This window comes from Bhargavaea sp. GQ12, assembly GCF_059758705.1.
The window spans coordinates 139,647-156,315 of the sequence record NZ_JCAXEU010000006.1; the positions used below are offsets into that span (position 1 = coordinate 139,647).

The 16,669-nt window shown below is 54.1% G+C and carries 14 protein-coding genes; 13 read left to right on the plus strand and 1 reads right to left on the minus strand.

Annotated elements, in window-relative coordinates; genetic code table 11:
* Window positions 1–8 precede the first annotated feature (8 nt).
* The 7 genes from AC6CHQ_RS07910 (at window position 9) to AC6CHQ_RS07940 (ending at window position 8,872) form a co-directional block, all read left to right on the plus strand.
* On the plus strand, window positions 9–3,062 hold the full coding sequence (locus AC6CHQ_RS07910) for a DNA polymerase III subunit alpha (protein ID WP_498081283.1): 3,054 nt from the start codon (window positions 9–11) through the stop codon (window positions 3,060–3,062).
* Window positions 3,063–3,182: 120 nt separating this feature from the next.
* Window positions 3,183–3,869: a FadR/GntR family transcriptional regulator gene (locus AC6CHQ_RS07915; protein ID WP_092051884.1), complete on the plus strand. Its 687-nt coding sequence runs from the start codon at window positions 3,183–3,185 to the stop codon at window positions 3,867–3,869.
* Window positions 3,835–4,695: an acetyl-CoA carboxylase, carboxyltransferase subunit beta gene (accD, locus tag AC6CHQ_RS07920; RefSeq protein WP_498081284.1), complete on the plus strand. Its 861-nt coding sequence runs from the start codon at window positions 3,835–3,837 to the stop codon at window positions 4,693–4,695. Before AC6CHQ_RS07915 ends, accD begins: the two co-directional genes overlap by 35 nt.
* A gap of 1 nt (window position 4,696) precedes the next feature.
* A complete protein-coding gene (locus AC6CHQ_RS07925) occupies window positions 4,697–5,659 on the plus strand; it encodes an acetyl-CoA carboxylase carboxyltransferase subunit alpha (protein ID WP_498081285.1) in 963 nt (320 codons plus the stop codon).
* Window positions 5,660–5,681: 22 nt separating this feature from the next.
* Window positions 5,682–6,641, plus strand: a complete 960-nt coding sequence (gene pfkA, locus AC6CHQ_RS07930) for a 6-phosphofructokinase (protein WP_498081286.1) — start codon at window positions 5,682–5,684, stop codon at window positions 6,639–6,641.
* A gap of 18 nt (window positions 6,642–6,659) precedes the next feature.
* On the plus strand, window positions 6,660–8,420 hold the full coding sequence (gene pyk / locus AC6CHQ_RS07935; RefSeq protein WP_498081287.1) for a pyruvate kinase: 1,761 nt from the start codon (window positions 6,660–6,662) through the stop codon (window positions 8,418–8,420).
* 65 nt (window positions 8,421–8,485) lie between these two features.
* Window positions 8,486–8,872 (plus strand): FxsA family protein, encoded by a 387-nt coding sequence (locus AC6CHQ_RS07940; RefSeq protein WP_092051872.1) that lies wholly within the window; start codon window positions 8,486–8,488, stop codon window positions 8,870–8,872.
* Here AC6CHQ_RS07940 and AC6CHQ_RS07945 read toward each other — a convergent pair.
* Window positions 8,862–9,824, minus strand: coding sequence for an AI-2E family transporter (locus AC6CHQ_RS07945; RefSeq protein ID WP_424237303.1), 963 nt, complete (start codon window positions 9,822–9,824; stop codon window positions 8,862–8,864). The genes AC6CHQ_RS07940 and AC6CHQ_RS07945 overlap by 11 nt on opposite strands.
* A 228-nt stretch (window positions 9,825–10,052) precedes the next feature.
* Between AC6CHQ_RS07945 and citZ the strand changes: the two genes are divergently transcribed.
* The 6 genes from citZ to pnpS all read left to right on the plus strand — a co-directional run bounded on the left by citZ (window position 10,053) and on the right by pnpS (window position 16,584).
* Window positions 10,053–11,168 carry a citrate synthase gene (citZ, locus tag AC6CHQ_RS07950; RefSeq protein ID WP_092051866.1) on the plus strand — a complete coding sequence of 372 codons (1,116 nt, stop codon included), beginning with the start codon at window positions 10,053–10,055 and terminating at the stop codon, window positions 11,166–11,168.
* Between the two features lie 85 nt (window positions 11,169–11,253).
* Window positions 11,254–12,522 (plus strand): NADP-dependent isocitrate dehydrogenase, encoded by a 1,269-nt coding sequence (icd, locus tag AC6CHQ_RS07955; protein ID WP_092051863.1) that lies wholly within the window; start codon window positions 11,254–11,256, stop codon window positions 12,520–12,522.
* Between the two features lie 119 nt (window positions 12,523–12,641).
* Window positions 12,642–13,580 carry a malate dehydrogenase gene (gene mdh / locus AC6CHQ_RS07960; RefSeq protein WP_092051860.1) on the plus strand — a complete coding sequence of 313 codons (939 nt, stop codon included), beginning with the start codon at window positions 12,642–12,644 and terminating at the stop codon, window positions 13,578–13,580.
* A gap of 277 nt (window positions 13,581–13,857) precedes the next feature.
* Window positions 13,858–14,379 (plus strand): MaoC/PaaZ C-terminal domain-containing protein, encoded by a 522-nt coding sequence (locus AC6CHQ_RS07965; RefSeq protein WP_177168319.1) that lies wholly within the window; start codon window positions 13,858–13,860, stop codon window positions 14,377–14,379.
* Window positions 14,354–15,070, plus strand: coding sequence for a response regulator transcription factor (locus tag AC6CHQ_RS07970; RefSeq protein WP_092051857.1), 717 nt, complete (start codon window positions 14,354–14,356; stop codon window positions 15,068–15,070). Before AC6CHQ_RS07965 ends, AC6CHQ_RS07970 begins: the two co-directional genes overlap by 26 nt.
* A 350-nt stretch (window positions 15,071–15,420) precedes the next feature.
* Window positions 15,421–16,584, plus strand: a complete 1,164-nt coding sequence (gene pnpS / locus AC6CHQ_RS07975) for a two-component system histidine kinase PnpS (RefSeq protein WP_432803562.1) — start codon at window positions 15,421–15,423, stop codon at window positions 16,582–16,584.
* Window positions 16,585–16,669 lie beyond the last annotated feature (85 nt).

Consider the following 16,669-nt stretch of genomic DNA (forward strand, 5'->3'; position numbering starts at 1 on the left):
GGATCGGGATGGACATCGCATATGCACAGATCATGACATCGGATGATCCGCTGCAGAGCATCATCCGGACCGTTATGCTCCCGGCAGCGCTGAAGGAGCGGAGAGCTGGTGCGGCGGCAATCGTCAATACGAAGCTGTACGGCGTCCTGCCATTTGCCCGGGCGGTGAAAGCCGCGGGCATCCGGCCCGTCATCGGACTCAGTGTACAGATCGAGACGGAAGCCGGCGTTCTGCCGGCTTTTATTTATGCGAAAGATGACGGGGGATACCAGAATCTCCTAAAGATGAGCAGTGCCCTTTCGGTCAGGGAACGGGAGACGCTGCCGTTGGCCTGGATGAGGGCTTACGGCCGTGGGTGTCTGGTCGTCTTTGACCCTGGCGCAATGGCTGAAGGCGATCCGCAAAGCGCCATGCAGCAGGCCCTGGAATCAGGCGGCCCGGATCGCGTATGGGTCGGAATTTCCAGGCCTGCTAACAGGCAGAATCCCGATGAGGACCTTTGGACGGAATTTGCGGATTCATCCGGGCTTGCAGTTTGTGCGGTGGCAGTCGCCCGCTACCTGCGGCCGGCCGATGCATTCGCCTACCGGGTCGCGCGGCTGATCGACGAGGGAGGAAAGCTGTCGGAAAACAGTCTTGCCGATCTGCCTGATGCCCAATTACCGATGCCGGATGAGCTCTTGGAACGGTTTGGCGATCATCCGGAATGGCTGGAAGCGACATATGCGCTTTTGATGTCCTGCAGTGATACGGTTCCGGAGGCGGAGCGCCTCATGCCCAAGTACCCGCTTGGAGAGGGGGAGACGGCGGACGGAAGGCTCCGCCGTGACTGTCTGGACGGGTTGCAGGAGCGCCTAGGATCCGTGCCGGACATTTATGGGAAACGGCTTGAGCATGAACTGAATGTCATTTTTTCGATGGGCTACTCGGACTATTTTCTGATCACGGCTGATTTCATCTCCCATGCAGTTTCCAAAGGTATTCTTACGGGTCCGGGACGCGGTTCCTCGGCAGGCTCCCTTGTCGCCTATGCACTCCGGATCACCGATGTCGACCCTATTGCCTATGGACTGATCTTTGAGCGATTCCTCAATCCGGAGAGGGTCAGCATGCCCGATATCGACGTGGATTTCGCGGACCACCGCCGCCACGAAGTCATTGAGTATGTCGCAGAAAAATACGGACGCGACCACGTGGCGCAGATTATCACGTTCGGGACTCTTTCCGCGCGTGCAGCTGCGAGGAGTACAGCGCGGGTATTCGGTTTTCCTGAAGCGGAGCAGCGGGAAATTTCCAAGATGATACCGGGGCGACCGGGCATGACACTGGAACAGGCGGCCGCTCCGGGATCTCCGTTGGCACGGTGGGCTGAAAGTGCAGAGCTCAGACAAAAGTGGCTGGAAGCCGCACTCGCGCTTGAAGGCATCCCGAGAAATGCATCAACCCATGCCGCAGGTGTTGTTCTTTCTCCTGTACCGCTGGTGGAGGCGGTTCCTCTGACGGGCGGATCTGAAGGTATCTATCTCACACAGTGGCCGATGAAGGAAGTGGAGGAGCGCGGACTTCTCAAGATGGACTTTCTCGGTCTCAGGAACCTCACGCTGCTCGACCGGATCCGCTCCATGATCCGTTATGACCGCAATCTCGAACTGGATTTTGGCAAGATCCCCTTGGATGACCCGGCGACGATCCAACTGTTCCAGTCGGGTGACATGACGGGCATTTTCCAATTTGAGTCCGCCGGAATGCGGGATACACTGAGAAAGCTGAAACCTGAACGTTTTAGTGACATATACGCTATCAATGCGCTCTACCGCCCCGGACCTATGGATAATATCCCGGTGTTCGAGCGCAGGATGCACGGTAAAGAGCGCGTCCCGTCCATCCACCCGGATATCGATCCTATTCTGGAGGAAACATATGGCATCATCGTCTACCAGGAACAGATCATGCAGATTGCCGTAAGGATGGCAGGATTTACAATGGGCGAAGCGGACATTCTCCGCCGTGCCGTCAGCAAGAAAAAGCGGGAGATTCTGGAGCGGGAACGGGAGCACTTTGTCCGGGGGGCGGAATCCCGCGGATACGACCGTCGCTCCGCCACGATGGTCTACGACTACATCGTCAGATTTGCAGATTACGGCTTTCCGAAAAGCCACGCGGTGGCCTATTCGCTGATCTCATTCCGCCTGGCCTACCTGAAAGCGCATGAGCCGGCATACTTCTACGCGGCCCTGCTTTCACAGGCGGCGGGGGACGCGGATCGGGTCTCAAAGCTCGTCGGCGAAATCCGGTCGAAAGGAATCCGCATCTTGCCTCCATCCGTCCTGAAAAGCGGATATGCGTGCCGGGTGGAAGACGGAGCGATCCGATATGGGCTCTCAGGCATCAAGGGCGTACCTGCACCGTTCATCAGGAAACTCTTGGACGCAAGAAAGCGGACGGGCCAATGGGAGGATCTGTTCGACATGGCGGTGGCCCTATCGGGTGCCCATTTCACCCGTGGTGCGGCCGAACCGCTCGCACGTTCCGGTGCGCTTGATGACTTCCATCCCGACCGGGCAGTCCTGCTTGCTTCGATTGCGGCCGCTGAAACCTATGCGAATCTCGTCAGGCCTTCAGAAGAGGATGACCTGTTCGGAGGAGACACTGCATCATTCGGACGGCAGAAGTACTCTGAAGCCGGGACGCTCCCGGAAGCACTGAAGCTCCAATACGAGCGAGATACACTCGGATTCTATGTATCGCAGCACCCTGCTGCCAGGCTGAAGTCGCAGAGCCCGGGACAATATGCAGATATTGCGGCCCTTGGAGGGGGCAGCGGCCGGGTGCGCGTCGCAGGGATCATCGATGACATCAAACGGATCCGTACGAAAAAAGGGGAGGCGATGGCGTTCTTCAGGCTCCAGGACGACACCGGAGAAGTTGAATGCACCGTGTTTCCAAAGGAGTACGCCACTTTTAACCGGCTGCTCAATGAAGAGGCAGGCATCCGGCTTTCCGGCCAGGCGGAAATGCGCAACGGCCGTTTGCAGGTGATTGTTAAAAATATCGAAGGCTGAGGCCACTTTGACTGTACAGGGTTCTGTACAGTTTTTTCTTTACTCGTTTTTCGGTTTCCGTTATGCTGTAGACGAGTGGTCAGACCACTTTGAATTAAATGGTAAACAAGGAGCGCGACAATGACCGAAACGAAACCGTCCCGCAAAATGTTTCTTGAAGTGGTGCAGGAATTACGCACCCTTATCAGGAATGAAAATATTCTGGCAGGAGATAAGCTGCCTTCCGAGCGGGTTCTGGCCGAGCGGCTCGGTACCGGGCGTTCTACGATCAGGGAAGCTCTGAGGAGTCTGGAGCTGCTCGGGCTGATCGAGTCGAGGCAGGGAGAAGGAACATTTCTGTCCGACTTCCGCAAACATCAGCTTGTCGAAGTGCTGGCCGCCTTCATCATGCAGGAGCCGAAATCTCTCGAAGATGTGAGGGCGACGATGCAGATTCATGAAAAAGAAGCGGTCCGCTCGGCTTCGGCAGATGAGGAGACCCGGAACCTGCCACTATGGACGGGGCTGATCGCAGCAGCGGAATCGGAGGCCCCTTATTTGAGGGAGGACATTGTACGTGAAGTGCTGATCGCATCCGGCAACCGGCTGTCCCTGAAAATCTGGCATCTGCTCTACCAATATGCAGGGAAGCCATATACGGGCGAGGCAGGGTCTGACGAACGGACCGAGATCGCATGTATGCTCAGGAAAATCAGGAGCGGCGAAACAGAAGAGGCGGTGGCGGCCTATGACCGCTGGACCGCAATTGTACACGCTCAAAGGGGGAATACCGATGGCAATCATCCGAGAGATGTTCAAAAAAAATAAAAAGCGATACATGACAGTCCCGTCTGACGCATCGAAGGATGTACCGGAAGGACTCATGACAAAGTGTCCGGAATGCAAGTCCATTGTTCTGACGAAGGATCTGATGAAATGTGATAAAGTCTGTCCGGACTGCGGACATCATTATAAAATGAAGGCATACGAGAGGGTGGAATGCCTGTTCGATGTAGAATCCTTTGTTCCGATGGACGAAGGGATGAAAACAGTCAATCCTCTCGGCTTCCCTTCATACGAAGAAAAGGTGAATGCCGATGCAGAGAAGACAGGCCTGAATGAAGCGGTGCTCACGGGCATCGGTGAAATCAACGGCCAACGGACTGCAGTCGCGATCATGGACTCCCATTTCCGCATGGGCTCCATGGGTTCTGTCGTCGGTGAGAAAATCACCCGCGCCATTGAAAAAGCGACGGACGAAGGCATTCCGTTTATCATCTTCACGGCAAGCGGAGGTGCCAGGATGCAGGAAGGCGTCCTTTCGCTGATGCAGATGGCGAAGACGAGTGTTGCACTTTCCCGCCATGCCGATCGGGGCCTTCTTTTCATCTCGGTCATGACCCATCCGACAACGGGCGGAGTATCTGCAAGTTTCGCGTCGGTCGGCGATATTAACTTAGCTGAACCCAAGGCGCTGATCGGGTTTGCTGGCCGGCGGGTCATCGAGCAGACGGTACGGGAAAAGCTTCCGGAAGACTTCCAGACGGCTGAATTTCTTCTGGAGCACGGACAGCTGGATGCCGTCGTCCACCGTTCGGAGATGAAGAAGACACTTTCCACATTGATCGGATTTCATACGAAGGAGGCACGCTGAAATGGTGAAGCCGCTGCCTTTTGAAGAGCCGGTTGTACGGCTTAGAGAGAAAATTGAAGAACTGAAGAATATTACGGATGATGCCCATGTAGATATGGGCGATGAAATCAAGAGCCTGGAAGATCGTCTGCAGAAGCTTGAATCGGATGTCTACGGGAATATGAGTGCATGGGATCGTGTCCAAGTTGCACGCCATCCCGAGCGTCCGACAACGCTGGATTATATCGATTATCTTTTTGAGGACTTCATTGAGCTGCATGGCGACCGTTCATATGGAGATGACGCCGCCATTGTCGGAGGTGTTGCATCGTTCGACGGGACGCCGGTGACCGTCATCGGCCATCAGCGCGGCAAAGATACAAAGGAAAATATTCGGCGAAACTTCGGAATGCCGCACCCTGAAGGCTACCGGAAAGCGCTCCGCCTCATGAAGCAGGCAGAAAAGTTCGGACGCCCCATCATCTGCTTCATCGACACGAAAGGCGCATATCCGGGCAAGGCAGCCGAAGAGCGCGGACAGAGCGAAGCAATCGCGAGAAATCTGGTTGAGATGGCGGGGCTCCGTATCCCGGTGATCAGCGTCGTGATCGGCGAAGGCGGAAGCGGAGGCGCGCTCGGCCTCGGCGTGGCCAACCATATCCACATGCTCGAGAACTCGACCTATTCCGTTATTTCTCCGGAAGGGGCAGCATCGATTCTTTGGAAAGACGCCGCCCTTGCACAACAGGCAGCAGAAGCGATGAAAATCACCGCAGCCGACCTGAAAGAAATGGGCATCATCGATGAGGTCATTCCAGAGGTCATGGGTGGCGCTCACCGAGACGCTGCGGGACAGGCAAATGCGATCGGGGAGGCACTCCGATCATCAATGGAACAGCTTTGCCCGATGGACAGGGACCAGGTGATCGAGGACAGATACCGTAAATTCCGCGATATCGGGGTATATGAAGAAGGCGAAAAATAAGATTTGATCGGGAGGTGCCCGAATGAACAAGATTGCAATTCTGACTAGCGGCGGTGACGCCCCCGGCATGAATGCCGCCATTCGTGCCGCAGTCCGCAAAGGGATCCATGAGGGACTTGAGGTATATGGAATCTATAACGGGTATCAGGGGCTGATTGAAGGAAAGATCGAGCAGCTGGATGCCGGCTCCGTCGGAGATATTATTCAGCGGGGCGGAACGATGCTGCATTCATCCCGATGCCCTGAATTCAAGACAGCGGAGGGCCAGGCGGAAGGACTCCGCCAGCTCCGTGAACGCGGAATCGAAGGGCTTATCGTCATCGGCGGGGACGGCTCATTCAGGGGTGCACAGGCACTCGCGGAATTGGGTTTTGCTTGTGTCGGTGTACCGGGTACGATCGACAATGACATCAGGGGCACGGACTATACGCTAGGTTTCGATACGGCGCTCAACACTGTGATCGATGCCATCGACAAAATCCGGGACACCGCCACTTCACATGAGCGGACGTTCATCGTCGAAGTGATGGGCCGCGATGCGGGAGACCTGGCGCTTTGGGCCGGTGTAGCCGGCGGTGCGGAATCTATTCTGATTCCTGAACGGCCCCATGACATCAAAGAGATCATATCCAGGCTCCGGCAAGGGACAGGCCGCGGCAAAAAGCACAGCATCCTGATTGTTGCAGAAGGTGTCATGACAGGCCATGCCCTCGCCGACCAACTCAAGGAAGCTGCGGATATCGAGACCCGAGTCTCGGTACTGGGCCATATTCAGCGCGGAGGAAGCCCGACCGGGCGCGACCGGGTACTTGCATCGAAGTTCGGTGCGAGGGCTGTCGAAGTGCTGATCGAGGGCAAGACGGGTGTCGCCGTTGGCATGCGAAACCACGCAGTGATAGACTATCCTTTAACGGAAGTATTCAGCAGAAGGGAAGGCATGGAAGACGGCCTGTATGAACTTTCGAAAGAACTATCGATCTAAAGGATTGGGGCGAGCGATGTGAGGAAGACAAAAATCGTATGTACAATCGGACCGGCAAGTGAATCGCCGGAGATGCTCGAGCAGCTGATCGGCGCAGGCATGAACGTGGCGCGCCTCAACTTCTCGCATGGTGATCATGAAGAACACTTGGCCAGGATTGAAAACATCCGCAAGGCGGCCAGGAAGATGAACCGTGTAGTCGGAATTCTCCTGGACACGAAGGGCCCTGAGATCCGTACCCACAAGATGGAAGGCGGAGCCATAGAGCTGGAGAACGGGCAGGAAATCGATATCATGATGACGGAAGTGGTCGGGAACACCAACCGTTTCTCGGTCACTTATGACAAACTGGCTGAAGATGTGCATGCCGGTTCCACCATTTTGCTTGACGACGGACTGATCGAGCTGGAAGTCAGGGAGTCAGATCCTGAAGCCGGCCGCATCCGGACGATCATCAGGAATGCCGGCACCCTGAAAGACAAAAAAGGGGTGAATGTCCCTGGCGTGTCGGTCCAGCTTCCCGGCATCACGGATAAAGATGCATCTGATATCCTGTTCGGGATCAGGAACGGGGTCGACTTTATCGCGGCTTCCTTTGTACGCAGGGTTTCCGATGTCATGGAAATCAGAAAGCTGCTGGAGGAAAACGACGCCGGCCATGTCCAGATCATCCCGAAGATCGAGAATAGGGAAGGGGTCGATAACCTCGACTCCATCCTCGAAGTCTCGGATGGACTGATGGTCGCGCGAGGCGATCTGGGAGTGGAGATTCCGGCGGAGGAAGTTCCGATTGTGCAGAAGCGCATGATCGAAAAGTGCAACCAGGCGGGCAAACCGGTTATCACCGCCACGCAAATGCTGGATTCGATGCAGCGCAACCCCCGCCCGACACGTGCGGAGGCGAGCGACGTGGCGAACGCCATTCTTGACGGCTCGGATGCGATCATGCTTTCCGGGGAAACTGCAGCGGGACAATATCCGGCAGAGTCCGTCCGGACGATGGACAGGATTGCAAAGACAGCGGAAGCTGCTGTTGATTACCGTTCGGTCATTTCAACACGTCGCCGCGAAAAACAGGGCAATATGACCGACTCGATCGGACAGGCCGCAGCCTATACGGCGGTCAACCTGAATGTCAAAGCCGTCATCGCACCAACCGAGAGCGGGCAGACAGCCAAGATGATCGCGAAATACCGTCCGGGCTGCCCGATCATTGCAGTGACGGCTTCAGACGAATGCTCACGCAGGCTCACGCTTGTCTGGGGTGTTTATCCGATTGTCGGCGAGCGTGTGAAATCCATTGATGCCATCCTGGAGACGTCTGTCGAGGAAAGCATCAAGCATAAATACGTCACTCATGGAGATGTCGTGATCATTACAGCCGGTGTGCCTGTCGGTGAAGCGGGCACGACCAACCTGATGAAGATACATGTTATCGGTGATCTTCTGGCGAAAGGCCAGGGTATCGGGAAGGCGGTCGCATTTGGCGAAGCCGTCGTTGTCCGGAATGCGGAAGAAGCGCTTGCCCGCGATACGAAAGGCAAGATTCTCGTGACATATGGAACAGACCGTGACATGATGCCGGCCATCGAACAGTGTGCAGGCATGGTCGTACAGGAAGGCGGACTGACCAGCCATGCTGCCGTCGTCGGCCTGAATGTGGGCATTCCGGTCATCATCGGCGTGAAAAACGCGATGACCGATATTGAAGACGGACAGGATCTTACAATCGATGCCGAAGCCGGCGTAGTCTACAACGGTCATGCTTCCGTGCTATAATCAGAACAAGAAAACTAGACGCCCTGGCCGGAATGGCAGGGCGTCTTTCGAAAGGATTTTGCATTTTGAAATGGCTGTTCCTTTTGTTTATCGCGGTTCCGACGGCCGAGCTGGCGGTCCTTCTTTACGCGGGAAGCCAGATCGGTGTATTTGAAACGATTCTATTGATACTGCTTACTGCGGCTGCCGGGAGTTTTCTTGCAAAGCGTGAAGGGCTGCGTGCATGGCAGGAGATCCGCAAAAAGGCAGAGGAAGGACTTCCGCCGGGAGATGCGGCATTGGATGGTTTGTTTATCCTGGCTGCAGGACTCATGCTTTTGTTTCCCGGTTTTATTTCCGATCTGATCGGTCTTGTGTTCCTTTTACCGGCAGCCAGAAAAGCATTGAAACCGCTTCTCTACCGCCAGATCAGGAAAAAGATGAAAAAAGGCAATGTGGTCATCATCCGCTAAAAGCCGGCATTTTTTTGATGCGGGCCGCCACAAACAGCAGGATCGGGCTCAATACGATCCCGGCCAGTCCGAAAAGCAGGATGGACGCTGCCGTGATGAAAAAGGTTTGGGACGGTCGCAGCTGGAACGTGGCTGCCCACATCCGTGATTCTGCGATCTGCCGGGTCAGCATCACAAAAACATAGAGTATGATCAGCGCTGTACCGAGAAGCGGGCTTCCGCTCAGCAGGTAGTAGGCAGCCATTGGGATCAGGAAGATGCCGACGCCAAGAAACGGCAAGCTGTCTGCGAGGGCGATGAGAAACGCCCTTCCGACCGGAGATCCGAAACCGAGTGCAGCAAGTCCGATGCTCAGTATGGCAAATGTCAGCAAGATCAGCCTGAGCTCCACGAAGAGGAATGTTCCAAAGAGGCTCCCGCCTTCACGGAACATTCCTTTCGCTTTTTTTCTGGCCTCTGCAGGAAGAGCGGCAAGGAACCAGTAGCGGTCCCTGGCTGATTCGTAAAGAGAGAAGTAGAAGGCGAGCAGGAAAAGGATAAAAGAGAATACACGGCTGAATGCGGTTTGTACCATGCCCGCAGACGAGTCGATGAGCCGGTCACCGGCTGCAGTCAAAGCTGTTTCTGCGTAAATGAGCCACTCAGAAGCGACCGGGTGCTCGAAGTGCATAGAAGAAAGGGCAGCACGGATTGCCGGCAAAGCGATGATGATCTGCTGAAGCGCGAACAGCAGGGCAAATGCTGCAGACACCAATATCAGGAGTTCTGCCACAATGGCGGCAACCGGAAGAGGGATTCGGAGACGCTCTTTCATAAAGGAAACTGCGGGAGCTGCAATGTAGCCTGCAAGTATGGCGAGCGACAGCTGCGGCAACAGAAAGCAGAGGGCTGCTCCGGCAGCGACCGGACCATATGTTTTGAGCCCGTTTTGGAATTTGATTCCGCTTTTCACCTTTTCACCCTCCTGTTCTCAGCCTCTTTTTTTGATGCTTTAGCCTTCTTTTTGCTGATTCTGGCCTGCAGTAAAAGAAAATCAGGCATATCCATTCACAAAAATGTTAGAAATGATTATAATGTTCTTGTAAGCGTTTAATCAGATAGTACAAGCTGAATATTGGCCAGACTCCGGTTTTTTTTATGTCCGGATGACGGCATTACAGGGAAAAAAGGAGAGATTGCTATGACTGCAACACGCGGACTAGAAGGGGTAGTAGCTACCCAGTCTTCCATCAGCTCCATCATCGACGATACACTTACATATGTCGGTTATGACATCGATGATCTGGCAAATCATGCAAGTTTCGAAGAAGTTGTTTATCTTCTTTGGCACAAACGCCTGCCAAAAGCGGACGAGCTATCCGAGCTAAAACAGCAACTTGCGGATAATATGGCTGTGCCTCAGGAAGTGCTCGACCACTTCAAGACTTATCCGATCAACAATGTGCACCCGATGACAGCACTTCGCACGGCGATTTCGCTCTTGGGATTGTATGATGAAAAAGCGGAAGACATGTCCGACGAGGCGAACTACCAGAAGGCCATCGAGCTGCAGGCCAAAGTCGCAACAATCGTCACTGCATTTTCACGCATCCGAAAAGGCGAGGAGCCGGTAGCTCCAAAGAAGGAACTCAGCTACGCTGCGAACTTCCTCTATATGCTGAACGGCAAGGAGCCTGAAGCGATCGAAGAAGAAGCATTCAACAAAGCTCTTGTCCTCCATGCAGACCACGAGCTGAATGCTTCCACATTCACCGCACGTGTATGTGTCGCGACGCTTTCCGACATCTATTCCGGCGTGACTGCAGCAATCGGCGCGCTTAAAGGACCTCTGCATGGCGGCGCGAACGAACAGGTTATGAAGATGCTCACCGAGATCGGATCCCCGGACAAGGTTGAATCTTATATCCAGGAAAAACTGGACAATAAAGAGAAGATCATGGGCTTTGGCCACCGTGTCTATCGCAAGGGCGACCCGCGTGCGAAGCACCTGCGTGAAATGTCCGAGAAGCTAACCGGCCTCACAGGGCAGGAAGACCTCTACAAGATGTCCACTCAAATTGAAGAACTCGTGACGGGCCAGAAGAACCTGCCTCCAAACGTCGACTTCTACTCGGCATCGGTCTACCACTCGCTCGGCATTGACCACGACCTGTTCACTCCGATTTTCGCAGTGTCCCGCATGTCGGGCTGGATCGCGCACATCCTCGAACAATATTCGAATAACCGCCTGATCCGTCCGCGTGCGGAGTATGTAGGTCCGGGAATGCAATCCTATGTTCCGGTAAACGAACGCTAATTGTATGTGAAATAGTGTACAATGATAGGGACGGCATCCGCCGTCCCCTACTTGTGAAGAAGATAGAATCAGGAGGAATGCTACAATGGCAAACGGTGAAAAAATCACAGTATCCAACGGTAAACTGAACGTACCTGATGCACCTGTCATCCCGTTCATCATCGGTGACGGCACAGGCCCTGACATCTGGAATGCAGCTTCCCGCGTCCTCGAGGCAGCGGTTGAGAAGGCATACGACGGCAAGAAGCAGATCGTCTGGAAAGAAGTGCTTGCAGGCGAGAAGGCTTTCAACGAAACAGGAAACTGGCTCCCTGAAGAAACGCTGAAAACGATCGACGAGTACCTCATCGCAATCAAAGGTCCTCTGACGACTCCAATCGGCGGCGGCTTCCGTTCCCTGAACGTCGCACTTCGCCAGGAACTCGACCTGTTCGCATGCGTGCGTCCAGTGCGCTACTTTGACGGCGTTCCTTCGCCGGTCAAGCACCCTGAACATACAGACATGGTCATCTTCCGTGAAAACACTGAAGACATCTATGCCGGCATCGAGTACAAGCAGGGTACAGATGAAGTAAACAAAGTTGTGGAATTCCTCCAAAACGAAATGGGCGTCAAGAACATCCGCTTCCCTGAAACATCCGGTATCGGCATCAAGCCGGTTTCCGAAGAAGGCACGAAGCGCCTCGTCCGCTCTGCGATCGAGTACGCACTCAAAGAAGGCCGCAAGTCTGTCACACTCGTACACAAGGGCAACATCATGAAGTTCACGGAAGGCGCGTTCAAGAACTGGGGCTACGAAGTGGCTGAGCAAGAGTTCGGCGACAAGGTCTTCACTTGGAACGAGTACGACAAGATCAAGGAAGAGCAAGACACGGATGCTGCGAACAAAGCACAATCCGATGCTGAAGCTGCCGGCAAACTGATCATCAAAGACGCTATTGCCGACATCTTCCTTCAGCAGATCCTGACACGCCCGAAAGAGTTCGACGTCGTTGCGACAATGAACCTGAACGGCGACTACATCTCCGACGCGCTTGCTGCGCAGGTCGGCGGCATCGGTATCGCACCTGGTGCGAACATCAACTACGAGACCGGCCATGCGATCTTCGAAGCGACACACGGTACAGCACCGAAATACGCGGGCCTCGACAAAGTCAACCCGTCTTCGGTTCTCCTGTCCGGCGTCATGATGCTCGAGCACCTCGGCTGGAACGAAGCGGCAAACCTCATCACAACTTCCATCGAGAAGACGATCGAATCGAAAGTCGTCACTTACGACTTCGCGCGTCTGATGGATGGTGCGACAGAAGTTAAAGCTTCCGAGTTTGCTGATGAACTGATCAAAAACCTTTGATCTGTTCAGGCATTTTCGGCTGAATAACGGGAAATGGTAAGAGAGGAGCCCCGGCTCCTCTCTTTTTTCATGCTGAAATTTCGCCGAAAGCAGACCTGTTTCAAAAGGAGGAAGATACAATGACCATCAGACGCAGAAAAATCTCAGTAATAGGATCAGGATTCACCGGAGCGACAACAGCATTTCTTCTTGCCCAGAAAGAGTTGGGGGATGTGGTTCTTGTCGACATCCCAGACATGGAAAACCCGACTAAGGGAAAGGCGCTCGATATGGCCGAAGCTGCTCCTGTCCTGGGTTTTGATGCCAGGATCACAGGAACTTCAGACTATGGCAAGACAAAAGGATCGGACTTGGTCATTATCACGGCGGGCATGGCAAGGAAGCCCGGGATGAGCCGGGACGATCTCGTCAAGACTAACCGGAAAATCATGAAGGCGGTTACCTCAGAAGTGATCGCGCATTCTCCCGACACCATCATCCTCGTGCTGACAAACCCGGTGGATGCAATGACCTATACGGTTTTCAAGGAGAGCGGTCTCCCGAAAGAACGTGTCATCGGCCAGTCTGGCGTGCTCGACACGGCACGTTTCCGGGCGTTTGTCGCAGAAGAATTGAATCTTTCGGTCAAGGATGTCACCGGATTCGTCCTGGGAGGACATGGTGACGACATGGTTCCGCTGGTCCGTTATTCTTACGCTGGAGGCATTCCTCTTGAAACGCTCCTGCCTGCTGAACGGATCGGAGAGATCGTCGAGCGGACCCGCAAAGGGGGAGCCGAGATTGTTAACCTGCTGGGGAACGGATCCGCATACTATGCTCCCGCAGCCTCTCTTGCCGAAATGGCGGAAGCGATCCTGAAAGACCAAAAGCGGGTACTTCCTTCGATTGCTTATCTGGAGGGCGAGTACGGAATGGAAGGGATCTACATGGGAGTGCCGACTGTGATCGGAGCGGCCGGCATCGAAAGAGTCGTCGAATTGGAACTGGCCGAAGATGAAAAAGAATTGCTCCAAAAATCAGCAGCATCAGTAAAAAACGTCATGAAGGCGATGGAATAATCGGAGGTGCAGGGCATGTGCCCGAAACTCCGGAATGCAGCGGCCTTCCAAAGGCTGCCGGAAACCAATCATTAATAATAGAGCCGTCGCTATTCCAATATGGATATAGCGGCGGCTCTTTTCGGCATATGAGACTTTTTCGAAGGTCTCTGCAAGCTCTTTTGCCGCCTGTGTACGACACCGTCAGAGTCCATGCTATAATAGGAATATTGAAAGTTAACAGAGAGGCGGATTATTTCTGTCAACCGCCGACTACACCGCCAAAGGGGAGATTCGATTGTTATTCAACCGGCGCCGTGTCCGGATCCGTCCGGCCGAAGAGCTGACCGAAGGGGAATCACTGAAAATCATCGAGAAGATGGAGGACAGGGACCTCCTCTTGTATCTCGGTCTTACCAATGACAGCAATCCGCTTTACATCCAGCATGATTTCACAGCGGCAGCAGGCTATGACAGGCCGGTCGTCCCGGCAACGATGCTGACAGGCATTGTCACTGCTGCCGTTTCCAGGCATCTTCCCGGTCCGGGATCACGAGTGCTGGAACAGCAGTTCAAGTTTCCGGAACCTGCCTGGCACGGGTCAACGGTGACTTTTGATCTCGTCCTCGCCGAAGTGGACCTTTTTTCCCGGACTGCACGGGTCCGTGTAGAGGCGGAAGACGAGAATCTGCGTAAAGTGATGGCCGGCGAGCTGCTGGCTGAGATCCCTTCGATGGCGGAAGAAAATACGGAAATTACAGCGCTCGATGCAGCTGATGGAGGCATGGTTGAACATGAAACGAATTCTCGTCGTAGATGATGAGCGTCCGATCCTGACGCTTTTGGAATATAACCTGAAACAGGCAGGCTATGAAGTGATCACTGCGGCAGACGGTGAAGAAGGTCTGCAAAAGGCGGAAGCGGAAAACCCGGATCTGATTGTACTGGACCTGATGTTGCCGAAGATGGATGGTATGGATGTGTGCCGTACATTGCGGCAGAGAGGTGTAGAGACTCCGATCATCATGCTCACCGCAAAATCGGATGAACTGGAAAAGATCCTGGGCCTGGAACTTGGCGCCGATGACTATATGACCAAGCCATTTAGCCCCAGGGAAGTTGTGGCGAGGATCAAGGCAGTCCTTCGCAGGTCTGAACAACGCGGACCTGCAGCGGACACAGATGGCGAAACTACAGAATCGATCTATGAATCGGGTCCGCTAAAAGTATTTCCTGAGCGATTTGAGGCCTACAAAGGTTCCACACCGCTTGAATTTACACCTAAGGAATTCGAGCTTCTTGTCCATCTGATGTCAAACCGGAATCGTGTCATGTCCAGGGACCAGTTGCTGAGTGCGGTCTGGAACTATGATTTCGCTGGAGATACGAGAATCGTCGACGTACATATCAGCCACCTGCGCGATAAGATCGAAGAAAACACCAGACGTCCCGTTTTCATCAAGACCATCCGGGGAACGGGTTATAAATTCGAGGGTCCACAGGAAGGATGAAATCGCTCCAGAGGCAGCTGTTCCTGGCATTCACCCTCATTATGGCCCTTACACTTGGCGGCTTGGCAATTGTACTCGGTCAGACATTCCCTATCCTGCAGCTCCAGGAAAGCAGTTCAGAATCTGAGTCGATTGTACGGCACTTGGATGAGATGGGAATTGCGATGGAAAACAGTGAGCGGGAAGAGCTCCGTCAGAGAATAGAGGGTGAAGATCCGGGAGTGGCACCGGTACAGTTTCTCCGGCTTATTGTCATCGTCTTCACAGTGGCATTCATCGTGACCGTCATTGTTTTCCATCGGCTTACTGACCGGTATATCCGTCCGATCGACCTGGTGACGGCTACTACAATGGAACTCGCAAAGGGGAATTATTCGGCCAGGGCCGGATGGACGGCACCCGGCACACAGCTTGGCATGGTTACCGCGGTAAATGCGCTCGCACGGAATCTTCAGGAGATGGAGTCGATGCGGGAGACGGAGGCGGAACGTCTGGAGACCCTGATCGCAAACATGGGGAGCGGGCTGCTTATGATCGGGAGAAATTCTGAAATTTCCATGGCCAATTCTTTTTTCCTCAACCAAATCGGCAAGGATGATGACCGCTTAATCGGCCTCCCCTACAAAGCGGCAGCGCTTCCGGAAGCCCTCGTCATCCTTATTGATACGGTATCCATCAGGGAAAAGCCGGTTACCGAACAGATTGATATCATTGCGGAAACGGGTATCCGCACGATGGCGGTGTATTCTGCACCTGTCATCGACAAGCATGGGGGATGGCTCGGCATTGTGGTCGTCATGCACGATATTTCGGAACTTATCCGGCTGGAGAAGATCCGAAAAGATTTCGTCGCCAACGTCTCCCATGAGTTGCGGACACCGGTCACCTCGATCAAAGGTTTTTCGGAGACGCTGATGGATGGAGCCATTCAAGATGAATCGGCAGCGATGCAGTTCCTGGAGATTATCCATGGCGAAAGCGGCCGTCTGGAAATGCTGATCGAAGATCTTTTGGACCTATCCAAGATTGAGAAAGAAGGATATGTACTCCGGCTGCAGCCCGTTAATGTGAATGAAGTCATCGAACGTTCAGTGAGATCCATTTCCGGCAGGCTGAAAAACCGGGAAATGACAGTTGAGGTCGATTATCCCCATGAACTTCTGATCAAAGCGGATCCGGAGCGGCTCGTACAGGTGCTTGTCAACCTACTGACCAATGCCGTCAGCTACTCGAAGCCCGGAACACTCATTAAGGTTACGGCGGCCGAGACAGCGAGTATGGTATCCATCTCCGTTACCGATCAGGGCATCGGCATTCCTGCTGAGGAGCTTCCCAGATTATTTGAACGTTTTTACAGGGTGGATAAGGCAAGGAGCCGGGATTCCGGGGGAACCGGGCTCGGACTCTCCATTGTAAAGCACCTGGTGGATCTGCATGGCGGGACGATTACGGTCGAAAGCGAGCCGGGCAAGGGCTCGACATTCACCGTGAGCATTCCGTTGGCAGACAAATGACAGATAAAGAAATCTCCCCGTCCCGTTCCGCATGGTAACGAGCAGATGGGGGGTTTTTATATCCGCTTTTTGCCGGACTCTGAAA

Coding starts and splice junctions, on each gene's coding strand:
- AC6CHQ_RS07910 (WP_498081283.1), top strand. CDS start 9: ATGGACATCGCATATGCACAGATCATGACATCGGATGATCCGCTGCAG.
- AC6CHQ_RS07915 (WP_092051884.1), top strand. CDS start 3,183: ATGACCGAAACGAAACCGTCCCGCAAAATGTTTCTTGAAGTGGTGCAG.
- accD (WP_498081284.1), top strand. CDS start 3,835: ATGGCAATCATCCGAGAGATGTTCAAAAAAAATAAAAAGCGATACATG.
- AC6CHQ_RS07925 (WP_498081285.1), top strand. CDS start 4,697: ATGGTGAAGCCGCTGCCTTTTGAAGAGCCGGTTGTACGGCTTAGAGAG.
- pfkA (WP_498081286.1), top strand. CDS start 5,682: ATGAACAAGATTGCAATTCTGACTAGCGGCGGTGACGCCCCCGGCATG.
- citZ (WP_092051866.1), top strand. CDS start 10,053: ATGACTGCAACACGCGGACTAGAAGGGGTAGTAGCTACCCAGTCTTCC.
- icd (WP_092051863.1), top strand. CDS start 11,254: ATGGCAAACGGTGAAAAAATCACAGTATCCAACGGTAAACTGAACGTA.
- mdh (WP_092051860.1), top strand. CDS start 12,642: ATGACCATCAGACGCAGAAAAATCTCAGTAATAGGATCAGGATTCACC.
- AC6CHQ_RS07970 (WP_092051857.1), top strand. CDS start 14,354: ATGAAACGAATTCTCGTCGTAGATGATGAGCGTCCGATCCTGACGCTT.
- pnpS (WP_432803562.1), top strand. CDS start 15,421: ATGGAACTCGCAAAGGGGAATTATTCGGCCAGGGCCGGATGGACGGCA.